This is a genomic window from Bacillus sp. S14(2024), assembly GCF_050473785.1.
In the GTDB taxonomy this organism is placed as follows: domain Bacteria; phylum Bacillota; class Bacilli; order Bacillales; family Bacillaceae_G; genus Bacillus_A; species Bacillus_A yunxiaonensis.
Genome location: NZ_JBFLUP010000006.1, coordinates 1,740,604 through 1,760,988 on the forward strand (window position 1 = coordinate 1,740,604; position 20,385 = coordinate 1,760,988).

Annotated in this window: 19 protein-coding genes; 17 read left to right on the top strand and 2 right to left on the bottom strand. The window is 35.5% G+C overall.

What is annotated here, in order from left to right; all coding sequences use genetic code 11:
- Positions 1–131 precede the first annotated feature (131 nt).
- The 11 genes from AB1279_RS09245 to AB1279_RS09295 all read left to right on the top strand — a co-directional run bounded on the left by AB1279_RS09245 (position 132) and on the right by AB1279_RS09295 (position 12,354).
- A complete protein-coding gene (locus tag AB1279_RS09245) occupies positions 132–1,070 on the top strand; it encodes a phosphate/phosphite/phosphonate ABC transporter substrate-binding protein (RefSeq protein ID WP_429758495.1) in 939 nt (312 codons plus the stop codon).
- Positions 1,071–1,192: 122 nt separating this feature from the next.
- Positions 1,193–1,966, top strand: coding sequence for a phosphonate ABC transporter ATP-binding protein (gene phnC, locus AB1279_RS09250; RefSeq protein WP_429758496.1), 774 nt, complete (start codon positions 1,193–1,195; stop codon positions 1,964–1,966).
- Positions 1,963–2,760 carry a phosphonate ABC transporter, permease protein PhnE gene (gene phnE, locus AB1279_RS09255; RefSeq protein WP_429758497.1) on the top strand — a complete coding sequence of 266 codons (798 nt, stop codon included), beginning with the start codon at positions 1,963–1,965 and terminating at the stop codon, positions 2,758–2,760. Before phnC ends, phnE (AB1279_RS09255) begins: the two co-directional genes overlap by 4 nt.
- A complete protein-coding gene (gene phnE, locus AB1279_RS09260) occupies positions 2,757–3,560 on the top strand; it encodes a phosphonate ABC transporter, permease protein PhnE (RefSeq protein WP_429758498.1) in 804 nt (267 codons plus the stop codon). Before phnE (AB1279_RS09255) ends, phnE (AB1279_RS09260) begins: the two co-directional genes overlap by 4 nt.
- A 160-nt stretch (positions 3,561–3,720) precedes the next feature.
- A complete protein-coding gene (locus tag AB1279_RS09265; protein WP_429758499.1) occupies positions 3,721–4,455 on the top strand; it encodes a MerR family transcriptional regulator in 735 nt (244 codons plus the stop codon).
- Positions 4,456–4,890: 435 nt separating this feature from the next.
- Positions 4,891–6,891 carry a transketolase gene (gene tkt / locus AB1279_RS09270; RefSeq protein ID WP_429758500.1) on the top strand — a complete coding sequence of 667 codons (2,001 nt, stop codon included), beginning with the start codon at positions 4,891–4,893 and terminating at the stop codon, positions 6,889–6,891.
- Positions 6,892–7,139: 248 nt separating this feature from the next.
- Positions 7,140–7,580: a sporulation inhibitor of replication protein SirA gene (sirA, locus tag AB1279_RS09275; RefSeq protein WP_429748673.1), complete on the top strand. Its 441-nt coding sequence runs from the start codon at positions 7,140–7,142 to the stop codon at positions 7,578–7,580.
- 78 nt (positions 7,581–7,658) lie between these two features.
- Positions 7,659–7,880, top strand: coding sequence for a YneF family protein (locus tag AB1279_RS09280; protein ID WP_098309636.1), 222 nt, complete (start codon positions 7,659–7,661; stop codon positions 7,878–7,880).
- Positions 7,881–8,006: 126 nt separating this feature from the next.
- Complete coding sequence (locus tag AB1279_RS09285) at positions 8,007–9,758, top strand: ABC transporter transmembrane domain-containing protein (RefSeq protein WP_429758501.1); 1,752 nt, start codon at positions 8,007–8,009, stop codon at positions 9,756–9,758.
- Complete coding sequence (locus AB1279_RS09290; protein ID WP_429758502.1) at positions 9,758–11,521, top strand: ABC transporter ATP-binding protein; 1,764 nt, start codon at positions 9,758–9,760, stop codon at positions 11,519–11,521. Before AB1279_RS09285 ends, AB1279_RS09290 begins: the two co-directional genes overlap by 1 nt.
- Positions 11,522–11,775: 254 nt before the next feature.
- The gene (locus tag AB1279_RS09295; RefSeq protein WP_429761331.1) at positions 11,776–12,354 is read left to right on the top strand and encodes a DUF2238 domain-containing protein; all 579 of its coding nucleotides are present in this window, start codon (positions 11,776–11,778) and stop codon (positions 12,352–12,354) included.
- Positions 12,355–12,676: 322 nt separating this feature from the next.
- On the opposite strand, the gene AB1279_RS09300 is transcribed toward AB1279_RS09295, so the two are convergent.
- Positions 12,677–12,883 carry a DUF3903 domain-containing protein gene (locus AB1279_RS09300; RefSeq protein ID WP_098309639.1) on the bottom strand — a complete coding sequence of 69 codons (207 nt, stop codon included), beginning with the start codon at positions 12,881–12,883 and terminating at the stop codon, positions 12,677–12,679.
- Between the two features lie 139 nt (positions 12,884–13,022).
- On the opposite strand from AB1279_RS09300, the gene AB1279_RS09305 reads away from it, so the two are divergent.
- The 4 genes from AB1279_RS09305 (at position 13,023) to AB1279_RS09320 (ending at position 17,490) form a co-directional block, all read left to right on the top strand.
- Positions 13,023–13,424: an NUDIX hydrolase gene (locus tag AB1279_RS09305; protein WP_429758503.1), complete on the top strand. Its 402-nt coding sequence runs from the start codon at positions 13,023–13,025 to the stop codon at positions 13,422–13,424.
- A gap of 241 nt (positions 13,425–13,665) precedes the next feature.
- Positions 13,666–14,571 carry an acetoin biosynthesis transcriptional regulator AlsR gene (gene alsR, locus AB1279_RS09310; protein WP_429758504.1) on the top strand — a complete coding sequence of 302 codons (906 nt, stop codon included), beginning with the start codon at positions 13,666–13,668 and terminating at the stop codon, positions 14,569–14,571.
- A gap of 276 nt (positions 14,572–14,847) precedes the next feature.
- A complete protein-coding gene (locus AB1279_RS09315; RefSeq protein WP_429758505.1) occupies positions 14,848–16,746 on the top strand; it encodes an FtsX-like permease family protein in 1,899 nt (632 codons plus the stop codon).
- 168 nt (positions 16,747–16,914) lie between these two features.
- On the top strand, positions 16,915–17,490 hold the full coding sequence (locus AB1279_RS09320; RefSeq protein ID WP_429758506.1) for an FtsX-like permease family protein: 576 nt from the start codon (positions 16,915–16,917) through the stop codon (positions 17,488–17,490).
- Positions 17,491–17,560: 70 nt separating this feature from the next.
- On the opposite strand, the gene AB1279_RS09325 is transcribed toward AB1279_RS09320, so the two are convergent.
- Complete coding sequence (locus AB1279_RS09325) at positions 17,561–18,469, bottom strand: EamA family transporter (RefSeq protein ID WP_429748682.1); 909 nt, start codon at positions 18,467–18,469, stop codon at positions 17,561–17,563.
- Between the two features lie 543 nt (positions 18,470–19,012).
- Here AB1279_RS09325 and AB1279_RS09330 point away from each other — a divergent pair.
- Together AB1279_RS09330 and AB1279_RS09335 are read left to right on the top strand one after the other, a co-directional pair.
- Positions 19,013–19,720, top strand: coding sequence for a cytochrome c biogenesis CcdA family protein (locus AB1279_RS09330; protein WP_429758507.1), 708 nt, complete (start codon positions 19,013–19,015; stop codon positions 19,718–19,720).
- Between the two features lie 79 nt (positions 19,721–19,799).
- Positions 19,800–20,306, top strand: coding sequence for a CcdC family protein (locus AB1279_RS09335; protein ID WP_429748685.1), 507 nt, complete (start codon positions 19,800–19,802; stop codon positions 20,304–20,306).
- The last annotated feature ends 79 nt before the right edge of the window (positions 20,307–20,385 follow it).

Here is a 20,385-nt window from a genome sequence, read left to right on the forward strand (position 1 = left end):
TAATAAAATATTTTCCGAATGTTTTAAAAGTGTAAAGTTTCTGTAAATTAAAGTCAATGTAAGAAATAATGTGCTATATTTCTAAATGTTTACAAAAATTGTTTATAATTTAGAAAATTGGAGGATTTGACATGTTTAAGAAATTTTTCGCAATGGGTGCAACAGTTGTATTAGCAGTTGGTCTATTAAGTGGTTGTGGGACAAAGGAATCGAGTGCAAGTAAAAGTGAAGATACGAAAAAAGGGTATGTTCCTAAAACATTAAATGTTCAATTTGTTCCTTCACAAAATGCTGATACGTTAGAAGCAAAAGCAAAACCGTTAGAAAAATTATTAAGCGATAAACTCAATATTCCTGTGAAAGTTAGTGTTTCAACGAATTACAACACAATTGTAGAAGCGATGGCATCTAAGCAAGTGGATGTAGGCTTTTTACCTCCAACTGCATATGTGCTGGCTCATGAAAAGAAAGCAGCAAATGTGATACTGCAAGCACAACGATTTGGGGTCGATGATGCAACAGGACAGCCAACAAAGGACTTGGTAGATTATTATAAGTCTGAGTTTGTTGTAAAGAAAGATTCGAATATTAATAGTATTAAAGATTTAAAAGATAAAAAGATTGGTTATCAAGATGTGACATCGTCTGCTGGATATGTATGGCCTGCAGCGCTTTTAATGAAAGAGGGAATTGATCCATTAAAAGATGTGAAACCTGTAACATTAAAGGGTCATGACCAATCTATTATCGCTCTTCTTAATGGCGATGTGGATGCGGCAGTTGTGTTCCAAGATGCTCGTAATGTTGTGAAAAAAGATTATCCAAATGTATTTGATCAAACGAAAGTTGTAAAGTTCACAGAGAAAATTCCAAACGATACAATTTCTGTACGATCTGATATGGATGCTGATTGGGTGAAAAAGCTACAAGATGCGTTTATTGAAATTGGAAAGAGTGAAGAAGGTCATAAAATTATCAAAGAAGTATACTCACATGAAGGGTATGTAAAGTCTGATGATAGCAAATTTGATATTGTTCGTGATTACGGAAAGAAAGTAAAAACGCAGTAATCGACCGGTCGTTTTGAAATGATGGCTGAAGGTGGCGAGCTGGCTGAAATGATTTTCACTTTCTGCTAGTTAGCCGTTTTTCAGTTTTTTCTTCTATAACATTGAGAAAGTAGGTAAGGTTTGTGATAGAGTTTCACAATGTTTCTAAAGTATATTCCAATGGCACAAAAGGATTAAAAAATATCAATATTAAGATACACAGAGGGGAATTTGTTGTTACTGTTGGGTTATCTGGTGCAGGGAAGTCGACGTTACTTCGCTCTATTAATCGTCTTCACGAAATTACAGATGGAGAAATTTTAATTGATGGACAGTCTATTACAGCAGCGAAAGGAAAAGAGTTGCGCCATCTTCGCCGGGACATCGGGATGATTTTCCAAAGTTTTAATCTTGTGAAGCGGTCTACTGTGTTAAAAAATGTATTAGCTGGACGTGTTGGATATCACTCGACACTTCGGACAATATTTGGACGTTTTCCAAAAGAAGATGTGGAGCTAGCATTCCGTGCATTAGACCGTGTCAATATTTTAGAAAAAGCATATTCACGAGCTGATGAGCTATCAGGTGGACAACAGCAGCGTGTTTCTATTGCTCGGGCATTAGCGCAAGAAGCCAAAATTATTTTAGCTGATGAACCGGTTGCTTCTTTGGATCCACTCACAACGAAACAGGTGATGGACGACTTAAAGAACATTAATCAAGAGTTCGGGATTACAACGATTGTAAACTTACATTCTATCGATTTAGCAAGAGATTATGCAACTCGTATTATTGGATTACATGCAGGTGAGATCGTTTTTGATGGTCCGGTAGAAGAAGCAACGGATGAGAAATTTGCAGAGATTTATGGTCGTTCTTTGCAAGAAGAAGAGTTTTTAGGAGTGGCAGCAAAATGAATGATGTGACAATAAAAGCCCAAACAATCCCAAAGCCCCCAAGTAAATTGAAACATATGTTGACCTTTGTTCTTTTGATGCTATTGTTCTGGGGAAGTAGTGTGCAAGTTGAGGCGTCTTTTTCGAAGCTTGTCACCGGTTTTCCGAATATGATGGATTTACTGAAAGAAATGGTACCACCAGACTGGAGTTACTTCAGCACGATTACACCTGCTATGTTAGATACGATTCGAATGGCGATTATCGGAACAACTTTAGGTGCGATTCTTGCCGTTCCGCTTGCTTTACTGGCAGCGAGTAATGTATTTTCATCTGTTTTTTTATATGGACCAGCTCGGTTTCTTTTAAATTTGATTCGTACGATACCCGATTTGCTACTCGCGGCAATTTTTGTTGCGATTTTTGGTATTGGACCGCTTCCAGGTATTTTGGCTCTTACTTTTTTTTCTGTTGGAATTGTCGCGAAATTGTTGTATGAATCGATTGAATCGATTGATCAAGGCCCACTAGAAGCAATGACGGCAGTGGGGGCGAATAAAGTACAATGGATTGTTTATGCGGTTATTCCGCAAGTAGCAGCTCATTTCGTTTCTTACGTGTTGTATACATTTGAAGTAAACGTAAGAGCAGCAGCTGTTTTAGGTTTAGTTGGTGCTGGAGGAATTGGTTTATATTACGACCGAACACTCGGTTTTTTACAATATCAACAAACTGCTTCTATTATCATTTATACACTGATTGTTGTATTAATCATTGACTATATAAGTACAGTGTTACGGGAGAAATTATTATGAGTAAGGCGATACACGTAATTCCAAAGCCAAAGAAACTAAGTTTATATCGCTGGATCATCATAGGTGTATTAGCGATGATATACATATGGGCATTTTCAGGTGTTCCAATGGAGGGGATAAAAGAAACTGCTGGTCAAATTACAAAAGCAATCATGACGGGGATAATCAATCCTGATTGGGATTATGTCTCTTTGCCAGACGGAGAGGATTTGCTGCACGGGCTTGTTGATACGTTAGCAATCGCTGTGTTAGGAACATTCATATCTGCTTTCCTTTGTGTGCCGTTTGCCTTTTGGGCAGCAACGAATATGAGTACAGGAAAAGTAACTTCTGGCTCAGGAAAATTTGTATTAAGTTTTATTCGAACATTCCCTGAATTGGTCATGGCGCTTCTTTTTATAAAAGCGGTTGGCCCAGGTTCTTTTGCGGGAGTGTTAGCGTTAGGATTACATTCAATTGGAATGCTGGGGAAATTATATTCGGAAGGCATTGAGAATATCGATAAAGGGCCTACAGAAGCATTAGTTGCTACTGGAGCAAATCGTTTTCAGGTGCTTTGGTATGCTGTATTACCACAAGTATTACCCGACTTTTTCTCGTATACGCTATATCGCTTTGAAATTAACGTCCGCTCTGCCTCTATTTTAGGTATGGTTGGTGCAGGCGGAATTGGGACACCATTAATTTTTGCATTGAGCTCTAGAAATTGGTCTCGTGTAGGAATTATTTTGCTAGGAATTATTATAATGGTAATTGTCATTGATTTTATTTCTAGCTCAATTCGAAAGCGGATTGTATAAAGTTCAGCTTCATCAGTAGGATCATAAATGGTGGGAGATTGGTAGTCCATTGAAAACACCTTCTATTTCATGTGAATGAATAGAAGGTGTTTTTTATATTTTTCTATTGACCCTAACGCTACGTTATACTTTATTGTAGGGAATGAGGGAGGGCAAAGTGATGACAATGAAAGTGAAAGAAGTAGCAGATTTAGTTGGTATTAGTGTGCGCACACTGCATCATTATGATGAAATTGGGTTATTAACCCCGGAGGAGACTACAGAATCTGGTTATCGCCTTTATTCCAACGATAATTTGGAGACATTGCAACAAATCCTGTTTTTCAAAGAACTAGGCTTTCCTTTAAAGGAAATTAAAGAAATTATCAATGATCCTTCATTTAATCGAGAAGAGGCACTTGTTTTGCACCGTAAAATGCTGCTTGAGAAGCGCTCTAGACTAGATAAAGTGATTGCGACGATTGATAAGACAATTCAACATTCGAAAGGAGAAATTCAAATGACGAACAAAGAAAAATTTGAAGGGTTTGATTTTAGTCAAAACCCATATGAGCAAGAGGCACGTGAAAGATGGGGAAATGAAGCTGTTGACAAAGCAAATGAAACAGCAGCAAACATGACGAGAGAAAAACAAGAAGAATATAATGCAATCTATAGGAAACTTGCGGCACTTCGTAACGACTCACCTGAATCAGAGCAGGCTCAAAAAGCAATTAAAGAATGGTATGATTATTTGCAGAACTTTGGTCATTATTCATTGGATGCATTTAAAGGTCTAGGGCAAATGTATGTCGATGATGAACGTTTTACAAAAAATATTGATCAATTCGGTGAAGGCTTGGCGGAGTTTATGCGTGATGCGATGGCAGTGTATGCAGATCGTAATAAGAAGTAAAATGTATATTTACAATTTTAAGGGTCCTATTCTCCATCTGGGAGAATAGGACCCTTTGTTTGTGAAATAAGAAAAAATTGGATTTTCCATTAGAAGATGTAGTGTGGTTATGAATTATAATTAAAATACGATCGTTTAAATCATAAAAAAATACGAAAAAAATATGTGTATCATTTCGGATGCAATGTTTAAAGATAATGAGGAATTATATGTAATTATTGATTAGTGTAAGAAATAAAGAATTCAGGGGTATAGGAAAGGTTTGGACATAAGAGTATAGCTGATATACATCATCAATTTTAGTACGTTTTTTGAACAAATCCGAAAAAACATCAACATATTTGTCCGTACATGTTGTATAATCTTGCAAGGAAAGATATCATATAGATGTGTAAAACGAAAACGTTTACTACTATAAACGAAGGGAAGAATAGCATGTCACATTCAATCGAACAACTTTCTATCAACACGATTCGCACATTATCCATTGATGCGATTGAAAAAGCAAACTCTGGTCACCCAGGAATGCCGATGGGTGCAGCGCCAATGGCATATACAGTATGGACGCAATTTATGAAACATAATCCAAATAATCCAACATGGTTTAACCGTGATCGTTTCGTATTATCTGCAGGGCATGGCTCAATGTTACTATACAGCTTACTTCATCTATCTGGTTATGACGTAACAATGGATGATTTAAAGAGTTTCCGCCAATGGGGAAGTAAAACACCAGGTCACCCTGAGTTCGGGCACACACCAGGTGTAGATGCAACAACAGGTCCACTTGGACAAGGTATCGCAACAGCTGTTGGTATGGCAATGGCTGAAAGACATTTAGCAGCGAAGTACAATCGTGATGAGTATAACGTTGTTGACCATAATACATACGCAATTTGCGGTGATGGAGACTTAATGGAAGGCGTTTCTGCTGAAGCATCTTCATTAGCGGCTCATTTAGGATTAGGCCGTCTTGTTGTATTATATGATTCTAACGATATTTCATTAGATGGCGATTTAAATCGTTCTTTCTCTGAAAGCGTAGAGGATCGCTATAAAGCATACGGCTGGCAAGTAATTCGTGTTGAAGATGGGAACGATATCGGAGCGATTGCGAAAGCGCTTGAAGAAGCAAAAGCTGACGAAAAACGTCCAACATTAATCGAAGTAAGAACAACAATCGGATTCGGTTCACCAAACAAATCTGGAAAATCAGCTTCACACGGTTCTCCACTAGGTGTAGAAGAAACGAAATTAACAAAAGAAGCATATACTTGGGCATTTGAACAAGATTTCTATGTACCAGAAGAAGTGTATGAAAACTTCCGTAAAACAGTACAAGATGCTGGACAAACAGCAGAAACTGAGTGGAATGCAATGCTTGATGGATACGCAAAAGCATATCCAGAATTAGCAGCTGAACTACAAACAGCAATGAAAGGTCTTCTTCCAGAAGGTTGGGATAAGAACTTACCAACATACGAAATGGGTTCAAAAACAGCAACTCGTTCATCTTCAGGACAAATTATTAATGCAATTGCTGAATCTGTACCATCATTCTTTGGTGGATCTGCAGACCTTGCTGGTTCTAACAAAACATACATGAACAAAGAAAAAGACTTCACAAGAGAAGACTACAGCGGTAAAAATATTTGGTACGGTGTACGTGAGTTCGCAATGGGTGCAGCAATGAACGGTATCGCACTTCATGGCGGTTTAAAAACTTACGGTGGTACGTTCTTCGTATTCTCTGACTATTTACGTCCAGCAATCCGTCTTGCTGCGTTAATGCAACTGCCAGTAACATATGTGTTCACACATGATAGTATCGCAGTTGGAGAAGATGGACCAACGCATGAGCCAGTCGAACAGCTTGCAGCTCTTCGTGCAATGCCAAACGTATCTGTTCTTCGTCCTGCTGATGGTAACGAATCTGTTGCAGCTTGGAAGCTAGCGTTAGAATCTACAAAAACACCGACAGCATTAATCTTAACTCGTCAAGATCTTCCAACATTAGAAGGTGCTAAAGACGATACGTATGAAAAAGTAGCAAAAGGTGCATACGTAATTTCTGCAAGCAAAAAAGAAACTGCTGATGTAATCTTACTTGCAACTGGATCTGAAGTAAGCTTAGCAATTGAAGCGCAAACAGCATTAGCGCAAGACGGTGTTGACGCAGCTGTTGTCAGCATGCCGTCTATGGACCGCTTTGAAGCACAATCTGCTGAATATAAAGAATCTGTATTACCAAAAGCAGTAACAAAACGTTTCGCAATTGAAATGGGTGCTACTTTCGGATGGCATCGTTACGTTGGTCTTGAAGGAGATGTACTAGGTATCGATACATTCGGTGCTTCTGCTCCTGGTGAAAAGATTATGGAAGAATACGGATTCACTGTAGAAAACGTTGTTCGCCAAGTAAAAGAAATGCTTTAATGATTTTGGAAAAATCTCTCCGGCATGGAGAGATTTTTCTATATAAAAGAGTTTATTCCGTTGCTCAGGAGCAGTAAGAATCTAATCGGTGAGAATTTTCTATCAATGGAGGGGGGAAATCTCCATTGATGAAAGTGTCACTTTATTCGACAGAAAAAGTTTTTTCTTTCTCCGCAGTCAGACAATCATTGCATATTTGTTTCTATATAATGAAAAGAAATGAAGTTGTCCAATGCGGGAGGGAAAGTATGAGAACGTATGAACTGTACTTAATTCAAGAAGATGTTACGAAGTTATATTTCGGTCGTGAGTTTTTATTGTTTGATTTGTTTGCTAGTTTTGCACAGTCTCGTTCCCTTTCAGAAAAGAAAGTGTTGTATAAACAAATGAAGTATATTACGTTGCCCTTACAAGTAATGAAATTACATCATAAAATAGAACAGGTACTACGAACTTACGGGAAACATGAAAGAAATGAGCATATGCATATTGTATCCAATGAAAATGTGTATGGAGAAGTGAGTATTAAACCACAATATATTCGAATGCGTACTTCTAAAAATGTTGAAATGGAAACAGCCATTTTTGAAGTACTTAGAAAATGTGAATTAACATTTCTTGCGATGGATTATGAGAGTAAACAATACGGATGGTTAAATCCTCTCAAACAAGTGCGTACTTATATATAAAAAATGTCGAATACAATCTTGTCTTATTGAAAAGGTTTTAGTACACTGTAAGGTAGACAACATGAAGGAGGAAAATATATGTCAATTTGGGTAGTTGTTCTAGTGGGCGTATTAGCACTAGTAGCAGGCGTTGCGTTAGGGTTTTTCATCGCACGCAAATATATGATGAACTATTTACAAAAAAATCCACCAATTAATGAACAAATGTTAAAAATGATGATGATGCAAATGGGACAAAAACCATCCCAAAAGAAAATCAATCAAATGATGAGCGCAATGAATAAACAACAACTGAAATAAGCGCTATAAAAGGCACTCCTATTCGAGTGCCTTTTTATTTTGTTTTCTAAAAATGTTTTAAACTTTAAAAAATTCAGTAATTTTGATAAACTGAAAACATCGCTCATTTGGGATAGGAGGTATAAAATGAAAGTTTTTTTAGATTTGGCATGGTTTTTTAAACAAGAGAAACGAGCGTACATAGCTGGTATTTTTTTATTGTTTGGCGTTGCTCTTCTTGAACTTGTGCCACCAAAAGTGATCGGCATTGTTGTTGATGAAATTAGCAATCATTCATTAACAGCTGAGAAGCTATTACAATGGGCAGGGATTTTAGTTGGTTCTGGGGTGACGATGTATATTTTGCGTTATGTGTGGCGCATAATGATTTTCGGCTCTTCTTTAAAGTTAGCCCGTCAATTACGTCAAAAATTGTATAAGCACTTTACAAATATGAGTCCATCATTCTACCAACAGCATCGTACTGGTGATTTAATGGCACACGCGACAAATGATATTCAAGCAGTTCAGCAAACAGCTGGTTCTGGGGTGTTAACGCTTGTAGACTCATTAGCGGTGGGCGGATGTGTTCTTGTTGCGATGGGGTTTACGATTAGTTGGAAGTTAACATTAATCAGTTTAATTCCAATGCCAATCGTAGCGGTTGCGACAAACTATTATGGAACGTTGTTACATCGTCGTTTTCATAAAGCGCAGCAGGCTTTTTCAGAAATCAATGATAAAGTTCAGGAAAGTATGAGTGGAATGAAGGTAATTCGTTCACTTGGTCAAGAAAAAGAAGATTCACAAGCATTTCGTGATAAATCGGAAGATGTAGTACAGAAAAATATTCTTGTTGCTCGCATTGATTCATTATTTGACCCAACAATTTCTTTAATTGTAGGTTTTTCTTTCCTAATTGCAGTGTGTTATGGTTCTGTATTGGTTGTTCGTGGTGAGCTTACGATAGGAGAACTTATTACGTTTACTTCTTATTTAGGGACGCTCGTATGGCCGATGTTAGCGTTTGGTTGGCTATTTAATATTATGGAGCGTGGGCGTGCTTCTTATGATCGTATTCAAAAATTATTCATGCAAGTATCGGATGTTGTGGATAGAGAAGGGGCAAGTAAAGAAGTAGCAAGTGGTAATATCAAGTTTGATATTGATACATTCTCGTACAAGAAAAATGAAGTGATAAATCTACAAGATATTCATTTTTCTTTACAAAAAGGGGAAACTTTAGGAATTGTAGGGCGTACCGGTGCAGGAAAAACAACATTATTAAAGTGTTTAATTCGAGAATATGATCATTTTGATGGAGCGGTACGTGTTGGAGAAACCGATATTCGAGATATGACGTTACATGCCATTCGTTCCGCTATTTCGTATGTACCACAAGATCATTTCTTATTTTCTGCAAATATAGGAGAAAATATCGCATTTGGAAAACCAGATGCTACATATAAAGATATTGTACACGCAGCTACGATTGCATGTATTCATGAGGACATTACGAAATTCCCAGAAGGGTATGAAACAGTGGTTGGTGAACGCGGCGTTTCTTTATCAGGTGGCCAAAAACAGCGTATTTCGATTGCGCGTGCATTATTAACAAATGCTGAAATTTTAATTTTAGATGACTGTTTATCAGCAGTAGATGCAAAAACAGAAGAAACGATTTTAGCGGCATTAAAGCGTGAACGTGAAAATAAAACAACTATTATTACAGCACATCGGTTAAGTGCTATTCAGCATGCAAATTTAATTCTCGTTATTGACGATGGAAAGATTGTACAGCGTGGAACGCATGACAGTTTGATGCAACAAGACGGCTGGTATAAAGACATGTATGAAAGTCAACAATTAGAATCACTAGTTGAGAAAGGAGGGGTATAATGAACGAGAAAAAGCGAAGTGACCTATGGCGTCTATTATCCTATATGAAGCCATATAAGAAACTGCTGACGCTAGCGTTTTTATTTTTAGTTGGTGCAACTATAGCGGAAATGATGGGCCCTTTTTTAATTAAGAAATTTATTGATGAGCATTTAGTTCCGAAGAGTTTTGAACAAAATGTATTAGTGACGTTATTTGTTGTGTATATAGTCTTTCATTTATTAAAAGTGTTCTTTACGTATTTGAATTTATTATATTTCCAAAACATTGCCTTCAAAATTGTGCAAGATATGCGTGTAGAGGTATATGAACATGTACAAAGTTTATCGCTTAGCTTCTTTGATCGTACACCAATTGGAACGCTCGTTTCTCGGATAACGAACGATACGGAGGCGATTAAAGATTTTTTTGTAAGTGTATTATCTACTTTTGTAAAAAATATTGTGTTTTTAATCGGTATTTTAATATCTATGTTTCTACTAGATGTGAAGCTTGCCTTGTTTTCATTACTTCTTATTCCAACTATGATTACGATTATGGCTTTTTATCGTCGCAAGAGTTCAGTCTTTTATTTAGAACTTCGCAATCAATTAAGCATATTAAATGCAAAATTGAATGAATCTATTCAAGGTATGAACATTATTCAAGTATTCCGCCAAGAAAAACGGATGCGTAAAGAATTTGAAGAAGTAAATGAAAAACACTACGGAGCAGGACGTCGCAATTTGAAATTAGATGCACTTCTTTTACGTCCGGCGACTGATCTTGTTCATATTTTGGCAATTGTATTGGTGTTGACGCTGTTTGGAATTGATGCAATGCATAGTCCTGTTGAAGTTGGTGTATTATATGCTTTTGTTAACTACATTCATCGTTTCTTTGATCCAGTAAACGAAATGATGATGAAATTATCTTTCTTCCAGCAAGCAGTTGTGTCATCATCTCGTGTGTTTCATTTAATGGATGAAAAAGATTTAGCACCAGTACAACAAGGGAATGGAACTCCTTTCATGACGGAAGGAGAAATTGAGTTTAAAAATGTTACGTTCTCTTATGATGGAAAACGTGACGTACTAAAAAATGTATCTTTTCATGTAAAACCGGGGCAAACTGTTGCTTTTGTCGGGCATACAGGTAGTGGGAAAAGTACAATTATGAACTTATTGATGCGTTTTTATCATGTTAATCAAGGAGAAATTGTAATTGATGGAGTTCGATTAGAGAACTTTCAAGAGATGGAAATACGAAAACGTATCGGTCTTGTATTACAAGATGCTTTCTTATTTGCTGGAACAGTTAAACAAAACATTCGCATGTATGATGAAAGTATTACGGATGAAGAAGTGGAAGAAGCTGCAAAATTTGTGCAAGCTAATACATTTATCGAACAGTTATCAGATCAATATGATACAGAGGTAGTTGAAAGAGGAGCGGCGTTTTCGAGTGGTCAAAGACAGCTTGTAGCATTTGCGAGAACTGTTGCTACAAATCCGAAAGTATTAGTGCTGGATGAGGCAACAGCGAACATCGATACAGAAACAGAAGAAGCAATTCAAACGGCATTGCAGCGTATGCGAAAAGGGAGAACAACTATTGCAATTGCGCATCGTTTATCGACAATTCAAGATGCTGACCAAATCTTCGTGATGCATGATGGTCAAATTGTTGAGAGAGGAACACATCAAGAGTTGTTGACGCAACAGGGGTTATATTACAATATGTATTTGTTGCAGAATAAAGGAAGCCTTCAGAAAGCCTTGTAAGAACAAGGTTTTGAGGGCTTTATTTTTTTAAAATGAGCATATTAAATTTAATGCTGGATTTCTAGAAAGTTTTTATATTATGTTTAATAAGATTTAAATATTTGTTTTTTGTTCATTCATTACTTAACAATAAGGATTGTATGAAATGGTGTAATTTATATTTTAATCGAACGAATATTCTTTGGATGGGTTGAAATATGGTATAAATAGCTTAATTATAGGAGGAGGAGAACTTGACGATACATCGTTCACATATGTTATTATTTATTAGTTTTTGGATCGCTTTATTTATTTTAGGAATACAGCCGAAAGATTTGTTTACATGGTGGCTAGAAGTATTACCGGCTATTATTCTTGTATTGATTTTAGCGGCGACATATCATCGTTTTCGATTTACGACGTTTACGTATGTTTGGATTTGGCTTCATATGCTTATATTACTTATTGGCGGACATTATACATATGCAGAAGTACCTCTCTTTAACTGGTTACGCGATACGTTTCATTTAGAAAGAAATTATTATGACCGCGTAGGTCATTTTGCGCAAGGCTTCGTTCCTGCTCTTTTAACACGTGAGGTTCTCATTAGAGTGGTAGAAATTCAAAAAAGAGGATGGTTATCAATCCTTGTAATTGCTGTGTGTCTAGCATTTAGTGCACTATATGAATTGCTTGAATTTTTAGTTGCCAAATTGACAGGAACGGCAGCAAGTGCCTTTTTAGGTATGCAAGGAGATCCGTGGGATACACAGTGGGATATGACTTTAGCGCTAATAGGTGCAATTTTAGCTCTATTATTGTTTAGAAATGTACAAGATAGAAAGATGAAATAAGAGATTAATATGTATTACATATTAATTATATATGTAATACATATTTCACATATAAAGAATATTACTATACTATAATAAATGTAACATTTGAATGTTTGATGTATTACCGGTAATATCCCTATCCCTTTTTTAAAAATGCGAACTCGATTGATTTCTTTTCCTGTACGGAAAATATTGTTCGATATCCATTATGGAACGTACATAATGGAAAAAATCCCGATTTCCTAGAGGATGCCCCTAATCTTCATGTGATAATGTGTACGGAGAAAACATAAATGTTTCTTCCGTTTACAATCGGAAAAAAGAAAGCTGGCCATTTTGGTCAGCTTTCTTTTTTTCCTGCAATGATGTCCTCTTTTATAATCTCTGTTTTCAATAATAATGCTTTTCCAAAACGGCGCTGACATTCTTCAGTTATTTTTTGAACTGCCAATGTGTTAGAAGAAGCAGCAACAGTTACTAATGTTTGTCGTGTTCCTCGATTTTCCTCACAAAACACACAATCCACAACATACTTAGAAACTTTCACAGAATCCTTCCTTTCTGTTTTTTAGGAATGCGCTGTCTTTGAAGTTGCTAAAAGTATTCGATAAATTACAAGCTTCTTCCTCTTTTTTCGAGGAAAAATTAGGTGAAAGACAGAATAATATGTATGGGAGGGATAGAGGATGAAGCGTTGGATTGGAGCAGCAGCAATTTGTATGAATGATAATAATGAAGTATTAATGGTCTTACAAGGAAAGCCAGAAGAAGAAAAACGTTGGTCTGTACCTTCAGGTGGCCTAGAAAAAGGAGAAACGTTAGAAGAGTGTTGCATACGTGAAGTATGGGAAGAAACAGGGTATCGTGTTGAAGTTATTGAAAAAGTGCACGAAAAAATAGGTGTTACATTCAATATTCCTGTACAAGTTCACTATTATGTTGTGAAAATAGTAGGGGGAGAAAGAAAAATTCAAGATCCGGATGGATTGATTTATAGGATTGAGTGGAAGCCGCTTCAAGAACTTAAAAATATACATCTTTCATTTCCAGAAGATTATGAGTTATTGTGTCAGTTGTGTATATACTAGGAAATGATTGAGGCGAGAAATACGAAAATGGATATGGAAAGATAATTAAATATTGAAGGGGAAAAAGAAAACGTATATTAGGACTCCCTTGTATACGTTTTTTTTTTTTTTTTTTTTAATCCCGCAAAAGCCCGATTGGTGAGAGCTTTCCAACAGTGAGGGTTTTTTAAAAATATTTGTCTAATATATAATTCTTATGTTATTAATATATTATATATATCAATGAAAAAGGGTGTTCTATATGGAATTACGGCATTTACAATACTTTATTGTTGTAGCAGAAGAGCTTCACTTTGGAAGAGCGGCAGCTCGCTTACAGATGACGCAGCCACCGCTTAGTCAACAAATTCAACAATTAGAACAAGAAATGGGAGTTACACTATTTTCAAGAACGAAACGAAGAGTAGAGTTAACAGAAGCAGGAGAATTGTTTTTAAAGGAAGTGAAAAAAGCTTTTACGCAAATTGAGAAAGCGGTCGAAGTTGCTCAGAGAGCACAAAGAGGAGAGATAGGATCGCTGTCTATTGGTTTTGTTGGTTCAGCAATGTATGATATTTTGCCGCCAATCGTTCGAGAATATCGAAATAAATTTCCGAATGTATCCGTTGTACTGCATGAATTATCTACACCAGAACAAGTAGATGCACTTCATGATAATCGAATTGATGTCGGGATGCTGCGTCCGCCTATTACAAGTCAGTTATTACAATTGGAAACAGTTCAACATCTTCCTTGTACACTTTGTTTACCAAAGGCGCATCCTCTCGCGAGTAAACAAGCAATATATATTGAAGACTTGCAAAAAGAATCCTTTGTTTTTATTTCTCGAAATGTTTGGCCAACATTATATGATAATATTCTCTCTTTATGCCGAGATGCAGGATTTAGTCCGCAAATTGTACAAGAGGCAACAGAGTATCAAACAGTAGTAGGACTTGTTGCCGCTGGAATTGGGATAACGGTAATACCAGTGTCTGCAAATAAATTATATCAATCAGAAGTTGTATATAAAGAAATATGTGATTCTAATTTTGTGGCGGAACTAGCGGTTGCGTATCGAAAAGTAAATATAAATCCAGAATTACAAGAGTTTTTGAAAATAGCGAAAGCAAGGAGAATGAATCTATCCCGCACTAACGGGCAGTAAGGCTGGAGAAGAACGGGAAGGAAAACTGCCCGTAAGAGCCCGATTGGTTTAACTAACCATCGGAGAAAAGGCACTCTGATGGAAGCTTCACTTTATATTATAAAATGACGAGAAAAATGACAAAACTGTAAGACTGTACTGAAGCATGTAAGGAAGTTCGATGTTTTCCTCATTCTTTTTTTATTATAGTGAAAGAGAAGAAAGAATAAGGAGATGTCATGCTCATGAAGATACATATTTTGATAAAAATAAAAAAAGCGTGGGAGGGGAAAAGAGATGACGTTTTCTCAACTTGCGTTTAAAAATGTTAGTCGAAATATACGTGCATATGCCGCGTATTTTTTAAGCAGTGCATTTTCAGTTATGATTTTCTTTTTATATGCTTTATTTATTTTTCATCCTGATATTTATGGAAGTAAGGAATTTCCAGGTGCTGTGCGGCAAGGAATGCTTGTTGCAGAATACATTATTTATTTCTTTTCTTTTTTCTTTATTTTTTACTCTGTTAGTTCATTTTTAAAGGTTAGGAATAAAGAGTTTGGTATTTTTGTTATTCATGGTATTACAAAGCGGCAATCGATTCGGATGATATTCTTTGAAAATATGATTGTCGGTATAAGTGCTCTTATAAGCGGTATTGCTTTCGGTTGTTTATTTGGAAAGTTATTTTTCATGTTAGCAAGTACAGTGATGAACTTAAAAAGTTTGCCGTTTTATATGCCATGGCAAGCTATGAAATTAACAGCGGTTGTGTTTTTGGTATTGTTTTTCATTGTTGCTTTTATGACAAGTTTATTTGTGCAAAGCAAAAAAGTGATTGCGCTATTAAAAGGGAATAAGAAGCCCAAGCCTGAACCGAAAGCTTCTATTTTATTATCTATAGTTGCAGCAGGTCTGATTGCAATTGGATATATTTTATCTATGGCAGCAACACCTGGTACTATCATGTTTTTATTGTTACCTGTTACAACAATTGTAATTATTGGTACTTACTTTTTATATTCACAACTTAGTGTATTTATCATAAGGTTTTTAAAACAATGGAAACATATATATTGGAAGAAAACAAATTTATTATCCTTTTCTATGTTAGCCTACCGCATGAAAGATAATGCACGTATGTTCTTTATGGTAACGATTGTGTCGACTGTTTCTTTTTGTGCCATTGGAACGTTTGCTGCTTTTTTAGAAGCACAAAAGAATGAAACGATGAATAACATACCATTTGCTTTTAGTTTGATGACTTATAATGAACATCAAGCACAGAAAGAACAATACGAAAAAGAAATTGAAGCTACTTTTCAAAAGGAAAAAATTATCTATAAAAAGGTCAGTGCAAAGTTGAGTTTTCAAGCAATTTCTAATCAGACGCAACCAGCGGTTATTATGAGTCAGGCTGATTATAATATATTTGCAAAGCAGCTTGGTTATGAAACGGTGGCATTAACAGGGAAAGAAATAGCTCGTGTCCCTTCTTTTGGACAAAGTAATGTTATTGATACTTCTAAAGAAACAGATGTAACGTTACAAGAAAGCGAAACACAATTTCATGTTTCTCGTGTGTTGCAACATAATATTTTTTCCGGCGCTGTATTTCCGGGGCAAATTTTCGTTGTTTCTAATGAAATGAAACAATTGATTACAGAGGGACAAAAAACAGTAAGTTATACAGCGTATGAAGTGAAGAACTGGGAAGAAACGACGCAAGTAGCAGAGCAATTAGAGAAACAAATAAACCAAAAAGGGCAATATGAATTTTCATCACGCATTACAACTTATAATGAGATTAAACAAATGACAAGCATTATTTTATTTATCGGTTTGTTTGTTGGAGTGATATTTTATTTATCTGCTGTCAGCTTTTTATATTTTCGTTTATTTACTGATTTAGAAACGGATAAACAATACTATCAATCGCTTATGAAACTAGGTATGGGCGAAGACGAAATGAAACGAATTATGACTGTACAAATGGGAGCATTATTCTTTGTTCCGATTCTCATAGCTGTTTTACATACGAGTGTAGCTTTAATGACGTTGCAAAAATTATTCATAACAGAGATTCTTCGTTCATCACTTATTGTTATGGGGGTATTTTTATTCGTTCATACATGTTACTTTTTACTATTAAAAAAACGATACTTTTTACAACTGAAAAAGCAAATTATGCGATAAAAACAGCGATGTTACTTTGTAACGTCGCTGTTTTTATCGTCAATACAATATGTATTTTTCAATCTAAGTCTAAAGACTTAGATATAATTCCTATTGGAGTTCGATGCGAAGGCACATATCATTTTATATACTAATTTGTAGTATAGGAAGTTGTACGGAGGAGTTGTTATGTCGTTATTTCAATTAGCACGAAAAAATATACAAGAGCATGCAGTAGAACGTATACAACATTTTGTTGTTATTTCTTGTAGTGTGATTGTATATTTTCTTTTCGTATCCATTCAATATAATAAAGCTGTTGTAGGGGCAATAAATCATAGATCGTTACTAATGAATTCTTTATATTATGGATCAACAATAGCCCTTGGTTTTTCATGTCTTTTCATACTGTATGTACATGCTTGTTTTATGAAAAAGCGACAAAAAGAATTACAATCGTATCGATTAACTGGCCTGAAAAGAAAGCAAATAGGGCTTATTTTATGCTATGAGCAACTTATGATAGGGGGAGGAGGGCTTATAGTAGGGCTTCTTCATGGTATGTTATTTTTAAAGTTATTTACTATTGTTATTTTGAGAGTAACGGGTTGTCACGGAATAAGCAGTGCACCGATTACGATATATGGCCTTTTGTATACAGTTATTTCATTTATTATGATTATTTTATTGACGGCGGGACAATGTTATCGATGTGTGTATCAATTGAGTAGTGTAGATTCAAATGAAGTGACTGGCAAATTATGAATGTTTGATGTATATGTTAAACATAATATAAAATGAAAACCGGGCTTCTTAGAGAAGTCCGGTTTTCATTTTATGCTGCCACTTTTTTATGTGTATGCTGTCTTGTGTATCGGCCGCGCATTTTATATGCAATTTGAGGAATTGTAATGCCGACAAGGATAAGCGCAACACCAAGCCATTGTGAAGTAAGTACAGCTTCTTTTAAAAGAACTACCGACATGATTGTTGTAACAGGTAATTCAGCAGCACCTAAAATTGTTGCTAAACCAGAACCGATTTTGGGAATTCCGATTGTAAATGTAATGGTGGGAATCACAATACTAAATGTTCCTAATGCTAGCCCATATTTCCATAATCCATTTGTAAGTGCACCATTGTATATAAACGTTGGTGGGAAAGTAATCATTACTAATGTTAACGCGCCTGCCATAAGCAATACGCCGCGAGGTAATGATGGGACTTCTACTGCCACTCTTCCGCTCACGAAAATATAAAAAGCAAATGCAATTGCTGATAATAATCCGAAGAAGATACCTTTCATATCAAAACTTCCTGCCGATTGTTCGAGTAATCCGCTTGAAAGAAACGTTCCAGCTAGTAAGAAAAGTACAGAAATCATTTTCTCTCTAGAAGGAAATGTCTTTGTTGCAACTGCTTCAATAATAATCCCGATCCAAACAAATTGGAATAATAAAACAATAGCGATAGAAGCTGGTACAGTCTGTAAGGAACCGTAATAAAAAATACCTGTTAAGCTGGCTGATGTGCCTGCGATAAATAAAATAATCATTTGCTTTAATGGTACACGATGCCTAGAGATTACTAATGTAATCGCAAGTAAAATGAGCCATCCGAACAAATATTGACTTCCGATTACTTCTCCTAGTGTAAATCCTTCACTGTACGCAAATTTAACAAAGATTGCTAAAATACCGTAACTGCATGCTCCTAATAAAACGAGTAATGAATAACGAAGCACCCTATATTCCTCCAATCTATTTTATTAGTAACTATGTTCCAAAACGAACAAATATAGCTAGATGGAAGTATACAAAATTAAAAATGTAGGGTCAACTGAAAGAAAAGTGTGACATTTTATAGAATAATAATAAAAGTATGATATTTATGCATAATGATGAAAAAAGAGGGATATATTGCTGAAGAATATAACAGGAATATGAATATAACTTTCATTACAAAAAAATATTTTATAATAATAAATAAAGTGAAATATATAAGTCCAAATTAAAAAACAATATAAAACCTTTTTTCTTTTTAGGTGGGCAAGAGCATCTAATGCATAGCAGCGACTTATATGTTGAAAAATCAAAATGGATTTATCCCGCTATTCGCGGGCACAAAGACTCCCGACTGATGGAAGTTTCACTTTATATAAAAAAGTAAATATCAATATTACGAATAGAATTTTACGATATTCATAGTGATAATAGTAAGTTCATGAATTTTTCATGGTATTCGCTGTGAATTTTGCTACAATAAATGAGAAGAGAGGAGGCGGAATATGCAAGACATTAATATCTTTTTAGCGTTTGGGGCAGGTTTTTTATCATTTATTTCTCCATGTTGTTTACCGCTCTACCCAGCATTTTTATCGTACATAACAGGGATGTCTATTTCTGATTTAAAAGAGGAGAATGCCATGCTTCGTAAACGGAGTATGTTGCATACAGCATTTTTCTTAATTGGGTTTTCGATTATTTTTATTGCAATCGGTTTTGGAACAAGCTTTGTAGGGACATTTTTTGTAGATTATCAAAATCTAATTCGCCAATTAGGAGCTATTTTTATTGTTGCTTTCGGTCTCATTATAGTAGGAGTGTTTAAACCAACATTCTTAATGCAAGATAAAAAAATTACATTTAAAAGTAGACCGAGTGGTTACTTTGGTTCTACTTTAATTGGAATCGCATTTGCTGCGGGATGGACACCTTGTACAGGACCGATTTTAGTGTCAGTTATTGCACTTGCTGCGACAAATCCACAATCAGCGATGTTATATATGATTGCTTACATACTTGGTTTTGCAATTCCATTCTTTATTTTGTCGTTCTTTATTACAAAAATGACTTGGATTAAAAAGCATAGTGCATCGTTCGTTAAAATTGGCGGTTATATTATGATTGCAATGGGTGTATTACTTTATTTTAATGGTCTTACAAAAATCACTATATTCTTTTCGAATTTATTTGGTGGATTTAAAGGATTTTAGTTTTTTTTATAGAAAACTGGCAATACTAAAAGAAAAGCATATAATGAGACTATATTTCCAAAATAAAGGGTGAGTACGAATGAATTTAGCTCTTTTATCAAGTATTATGGCGGTTTGTATGGCTGTCGGAGTCATGTTTATTCGTTTGAAAGCAGCAAAGAAACCAGCTACTTTGAAGAAAATTGTACTTCCACCAATCTTTATGAGTACGGGTGCAATTATGTATCTTCTCCCTGAATTTCGTCTAACAGGACAAGAAATATTAGAAGCAATTATTGTAGGGTTAATCTTTTCTATTTTTCTTATTAAAACATCAAAATTTGAAATACGTGGACAAGAGATTTATTTAAAACGTTCTAAAGCGTTTGTCTTTATTTTAATCGGTCTACTTGTTGTTCGCATTGCGTTTAAATCATATTTAAGTCAGTCACTTGATGTAGGACAATTAAGTGGAATGTTTTTCTTACTTGCATTTGCTATGATTATATCTTGGCGCGTTGCAATGTATCGTTCGTTTACGAAGTTGCAAAAAGAAATGAAAAAACAAGATGATTTTTATAATAAAAACGATATGAAATTAACGTAAAAACCTCAAGAATTCTTGAGGTTTTTATCATACATGGTGATTCATCCCCGCACCTCAAGCGCGAAGCATAAGGTGCGGG

Bases quoted from the DNA above. Each gene is read 5' to 3' on its own strand.
- AB1279_RS09245 (WP_429758495.1), top strand. From the start codon at position 132: ATGTTTAAGAAATTTTTCGCAATGGGTGCAACAGTTGTATTAGCAGTT.
- phnE (WP_429758497.1), top strand. From the start codon at position 1,963: ATGAATGATGTGACAATAAAAGCCCAAACAATCCCAAAGCCCCCAAGT.
- phnE (WP_429758498.1), top strand. From the start codon at position 2,757: ATGAGTAAGGCGATACACGTAATTCCAAAGCCAAAGAAACTAAGTTTA.
- AB1279_RS09265 (WP_429758499.1), top strand. From the start codon at position 3,721: ATGACAATGAAAGTGAAAGAAGTAGCAGATTTAGTTGGTATTAGTGTG.
- tkt (WP_429758500.1), top strand. From the start codon at position 4,891: ATGTCACATTCAATCGAACAACTTTCTATCAACACGATTCGCACATTA.
- sirA (WP_429748673.1), top strand. From the start codon at position 7,140: ATGAGAACGTATGAACTGTACTTAATTCAAGAAGATGTTACGAAGTTA.
- AB1279_RS09280 (WP_098309636.1), top strand. From the start codon at position 7,659: ATGTCAATTTGGGTAGTTGTTCTAGTGGGCGTATTAGCACTAGTAGCA.
- AB1279_RS09285 (WP_429758501.1), top strand. From the start codon at position 8,007: ATGAAAGTTTTTTTAGATTTGGCATGGTTTTTTAAACAAGAGAAACGA.
- AB1279_RS09290 (WP_429758502.1), top strand. From the start codon at position 9,758: ATGAACGAGAAAAAGCGAAGTGACCTATGGCGTCTATTATCCTATATG.
- AB1279_RS09295 (WP_429761331.1), top strand. From the start codon at position 11,776: ATGTTATTATTTATTAGTTTTTGGATCGCTTTATTTATTTTAGGAATA.
- AB1279_RS09305 (WP_429758503.1), top strand. From the start codon at position 13,023: ATGAAGCGTTGGATTGGAGCAGCAGCAATTTGTATGAATGATAATAAT.
- alsR (WP_429758504.1), top strand. From the start codon at position 13,666: ATGGAATTACGGCATTTACAATACTTTATTGTTGTAGCAGAAGAGCTT.
- AB1279_RS09315 (WP_429758505.1), top strand. From the start codon at position 14,848: ATGACGTTTTCTCAACTTGCGTTTAAAAATGTTAGTCGAAATATACGT.
- AB1279_RS09320 (WP_429758506.1), top strand. From the start codon at position 16,915: ATGTCGTTATTTCAATTAGCACGAAAAAATATACAAGAGCATGCAGTA.
- AB1279_RS09330 (WP_429758507.1), top strand. From the start codon at position 19,013: ATGCAAGACATTAATATCTTTTTAGCGTTTGGGGCAGGTTTTTTATCA.
- AB1279_RS09335 (WP_429748685.1), top strand. From the start codon at position 19,800: ATGAATTTAGCTCTTTTATCAAGTATTATGGCGGTTTGTATGGCTGTC.